General features: G+C 46.0%; 4 protein-coding genes, 1 pseudogene and 1 riboswitch. All 5 genes and pseudogenes read left to right on the forward strand.

The window, feature by feature from the left end; all coding sequences use genetic code 11:
• A pseudogene (locus tag AAG834_RS13475) lies at positions 1–125 on the forward strand (IS5/IS1182 family transposase); the annotation flags it as partial.
• A 259-nt stretch (positions 126–384) separates the two neighbouring features.
• Positions 385–481: riboswitch (glycine riboswitch) on the forward strand.
• A 203-nt stretch (positions 482–684) separates the two neighbouring features.
• On the forward strand, positions 685–1,785 hold the full coding sequence (gene gcvT / locus AAG834_RS13480; protein WP_342032423.1) for a glycine cleavage system aminomethyltransferase GcvT: 1,101 nt from the start codon (positions 685–687) through the stop codon (positions 1,783–1,785).
• 114 nt (positions 1,786–1,899) lie between these two features.
• On the forward strand, positions 1,900–3,144 hold the full coding sequence (locus tag AAG834_RS13485) for a hypothetical protein (RefSeq protein WP_342032424.1): 1,245 nt from the start codon (positions 1,900–1,902) through the stop codon (positions 3,142–3,144).
• Between the two features lie 89 nt (positions 3,145–3,233).
• Positions 3,234–3,620, forward strand: a complete 387-nt coding sequence (gcvH, locus tag AAG834_RS13490) for a glycine cleavage system protein GcvH (RefSeq protein WP_080542344.1) — start codon at positions 3,234–3,236, stop codon at positions 3,618–3,620.
• Positions 3,621–3,726: 106 nt separating this feature from the next.
• Positions 3,727–4,317: a DNA-3-methyladenine glycosylase I gene (locus AAG834_RS13495; RefSeq protein WP_342032425.1), complete on the forward strand. Its 591-nt coding sequence runs from the start codon at positions 3,727–3,729 to the stop codon at positions 4,315–4,317.
• Positions 4,318–4,397: the final 80 nt, after the last annotated feature.

A 4,397-nucleotide genomic window follows, 5' to 3' on the forward strand; every position in this document is an offset into this window, starting at 1 on the left:
AATTCCGCTATGCGCGGGCAGCCTATTTCGGACTGATTAAAGTGAGTGCGCAAAGCCATCTGAAGGCGATGTGTTTGAACCTGTTGAAAGCGGCTAACAGGCTAAGTGTGCCTGTTGCTGCCTAAAAAGTGGCCCGGATGCCTGATTATCGGGTATCCGGGGAGGATTAAGGGGATATTTGGGTAAAATTAGGAGTGATTTGGGGGTGCGGAAATAGACGAAAACCTGTGTTTGGGTTTCGGCTGTCGGGGGAAGGGCTTTTTTGCAAAGGTCTCAAATTGATTTAATTTCCATCCCCGCAAACAGGCTTTAGCCAATTTGGGCAAAACGAATGTTCGTCATATAAAAGACGGCTTGCCCAAACCGCCTTTTCAAGCCATAATCGGGGCATGTGCAGGAGAGAGCTACATCAGGTTACATGTAGCCGCCGAAGGCGCAGATGCCCTTAAATCGCTCAGGCAACAGGGACTGCACGTTGAAATAAAACATCTGGAGAGCGGTGCGCTCGCACCCACCGAAGGGGAGAAGGCCGTCTGAACCACCATTCAGACAACCGCGCAAAGCAGTGAGCAGACTGGTTTGTCATCAAGCGGGTATGCCGAAAATCTCAGGTTCAAGGACAGATAGGGTCTTCCGCGCTTATGTGCGGACGGCATCTGAACAATAAATCCGGAGAAGCTGAGAATGACTGCCCTGAAAACCACCCCGTTTCACCAAGCCCATCAAGATGCAGGCGCGAAGCTGGTCGATTTTGCCGGCTGGGAGCTGCCCATCCATTATGGTTCGCAAATCGCCGAACACGAAGCCGTGCGCACCGACGCAGGCATGTTCGACGTATCCCATATGCTCGTCACCGACGTCGCCGGAGCGAACGCCAAAGCCTTTTTCCGCAAACTGATTGCCAACGACGTTGCCAAGCTCGCTTTCGTCGGCAAAGCCCTTTATTCTGCGCTGCTCAACGACAACGGCGGCGTGATTGACGACTTGATCGTTTACCGCACCAACGAAGCCGAAACCCAATACCGCATCGTGTCCAACGGCGCGACCCGCGAAAAAGATACCGCCCAGTTCCACAAAATCGGACAAGAATTCGGCGTCGCTTTCAATCCGCGCTACGACCTCGGTATGCTTGCCGTACAAGGTCCTAAAGCCATTGAAAAACTCCTGACCGTCAAACCCGAATGGGTGGATGTCGTCCACAATCTTAAACCGTTCCAAGGCGCGGATTTGGGCAACGACTGGTTTGTCGCCCGTACCGGCTACACCGGCGAAGACGGCGTGGAAGTCATCCTGCCCGGCACCGAAGCCGTCGCATTCTTCAAAGCCCTGCAACAAGCCGGCGTACAGCCCTGCGGTCTCGGCGCACGCGACACCCTGCGCATGGAAGCCGGTATGAACCTCTACGGCAACGATATGGACGACGACACCAGCCCGCTCGAAGCAGGCATGGGTTGGACGGTTGATTTGAAAGACGAAAACCGCGATTTCGTCGGCAAAGCCGCTTTGCTGGCATTGAAAGAAAAAGGCGTTGCCGTCAAACAAGTCGGTTTGCTGCTCGACAAAGGCGGCATCCTGCGCGCGCATATGGAAGTGTTGACCGACAAAGGCAAAGGCGAAACCACCAGCGGCGTATTCTCGCCCAGCCTGAAACAATCCATCGCCATCGCCCGCGTGCCGAAAGATTTTGACGGCGATACCGCCAAAGTGCTGATGCGCGGCAAGGAAGTGGACGTACGCGTATTGAAGCTGCCGTTTGTGCGCAACGGACAGAAACAGTTTGATTGAATATAGTTGGCAAAAAAAACGTCATTTTTATTTTAGTAAAACTCGCTTCACTTGTTTTCAGACGACTTTTGAATAGGCAAGGTCGTCTGAAAACTGATAAAGAGAATTTGTTGGATGGATTTTTTTGATGTAACAGACGTAAAAATAGATAAAATTGATAGAGTTTTAAATATTATTCTAAATATTATAAAACTGAGTATCAGCTTGGGTGTGATATTTGGTTTTGTAGTGGTTTATAAATATCTTAAAAATATTAATCAGTTAGGTATTTTTACAAACGTAATAAGTCAACCGTACAGCGCCATAGCAATATTAATTATATTTGGGTTTATTGGTTTATTTTTCTATATATCTCTTTTTGCTCCGTTTTTATTATCTGCTATTGCGAATGACAATGGTGTTCTAATAAGAAATAGAAAGGATCGTCTTGTATTTTGGCAGTCGAGTATCATCCCTATAATTGGCTTTTGGGTGTTTATTTTCGTTGCTTTCTGTGCATCAAAAGAATGGCAGCGCAGTATTTGGGGAATGGTTTTTTTACTTGTAATTTTGGTACTTTCTGTTCTTTTACCAGCCATAATCTTCTTTTTTTGCTGGTATTCAGGTAGAAAAAAATATAAACTCAAAATAGTAAAGGGAATATATACGTCTAACTCATTGGGAGACCTTGTTTCATTTTTTACACTTGTTTCTTTATTTAACTTTATTTTATTTATAATCGCGGTTTTGCCTATTGCTGCAAATTGGATTGGGGATAAAAGTTACCAGTGGTTTTTTTTAGTATGTTCAACAATTCTGGTTATAGCTAACTCTTTTGTTGCAGTGATGCTATTGAACGATGGTAAAGATAAAATTTTAAATAAAATTAGTTACTATGTTTTGCCTTTGTTTTTTTGCTTTTTTTATTTGGTAGCAATTGCTGTTGTTGCAAATGACTTACCGCAAAGGTTTTTGTATCCCATTAGATTTATAGAAATGCCAAAAGATTCTGGATGGTATATGATAAACAATAATTATACAAGAAAAGAAGATGTTGGATTTCAGGGAGTTGGAGTAAACGGCATTACAACCGAAGGAATGGAATATATTAAGAAAAACTTCACGAGAGAAGTGCCTTCTGAAGGAATAGATTTTGATGAAGAAAAAAATAAATGCGCTCAGCCGAAAAATAAACTCCAAAAGAATGCGTTGTATGGTTATATGGCGTGGAATTTGGGCGAGGTAAAAGTATTTTGTCCCAGATCTGTAGAGTTTTACGGGAAGCATACTGAAGAAGAGTTGCTGATTGCTTCTCAAAAATGTTTAGTGTTAAAAGCAGATGTTCTTCAACCTTTGGATAAGCAATATATTCCTTACTAAAAAACTATTGAACAGTGTTTCAGTTTCAAGTAGGTTAGCAGTATCCTTTCTAGTCTAGTTCTAAACCAAAACCAATGGAGAATCAAACCATGAGCAACAACATCCCCGCCGAACTGAAATACGTTGCCAGCCACGAATGGCTGCGCCTTGAAGAAGACGGTACGATTACCGTCGGCATTACCCACCACGCGCAAGAGTTGTTGGGCGACATCGTGTTCGTCGAGCTGCCCGAAGTCGGCGCGAACCTTGCCGCGGAAGAACAAGCCGGTGTGGTTGAGTCTGTGAAAGCAGCGTCCGACGTGTACGCGCCGATTGCGGGCGAAGTCGTTGCCGTCAACGAAGATTTGCCCAGCGCGCCGGAAACCGCCAACAGCGACCCTTACGGCGCAGGCTGGTTCTTCAAAATCAAACCTGCCAATCCCGCCGACTACGACGGCCTGCTGACCGCTGAGCAATACGCGGGCGAAGTGGATTGATTTAAACTTGCGCGGCAGGTATTTTGCCACGTTTCGATTTTGAAAGGTCGTCTGAAACCCCGTTTTAGGTTTTCAGACGACCTTTGTTTTGCTTGGTTGATAAAACATGAATTACTGCGATTTTGTTGCCGCTCTCCCAAACAATACCGACAATCCGAACAAACATTACCACGATACGCAATACGGTTTTCCGATTTCAGACGACAATGAGTTGTTCGGACGGCTGGTGTTGGAAATCAATCAGGCGGGTTTGAGCTGGACGTTGATGCTGAAAAAGCAGCAGGCGTTTCGGGCTGCATTTAAAGATTTCGACATTGATACTGTCGCCGCATTCGACGAAGCCGACATCGAACGCCTGCTTGCCGACGCAGGCATCGTCCGCAACCGTCTGAAAATCAATGCCGCCATTTACAACGCACGGCAAATTAAAAAGTTGCAGCAGGAATGCGGCTCGTTCAAACACTGGCTCGATGCGCACCATCCGCTCGATAAAGCCGAGTGGGTGAAGCTGTTTAAAAAACATTTCAAATTTGTCGGCGGCGAAATCGTCGGCGAATTTTTAATGAGTACCGGCTACCTGCCCGGCGCGCATATTGAAAGCTGTCCGGTTTATCAAAAAGTTTTAGAATGCCGACCGAAATGGACAGAGTCCTTGGATTCGGATTTCAAGTGCAACACTAGTGTATCAGTGGTTTGAACAGCTTCAAGAATAAAACACTTGGCGTTTCGTAGCCAAGTGTTTTTCTTGGCCGGTGGTTCAACTCATCTTGAACCCTG

This window comes from Neisseria sp. Marseille-Q2251 (assembly GCF_940793045.1).
In the GTDB taxonomy this organism is placed as follows: domain Bacteria; phylum Pseudomonadota; class Gammaproteobacteria; order Burkholderiales; family Neisseriaceae; genus Neisseria.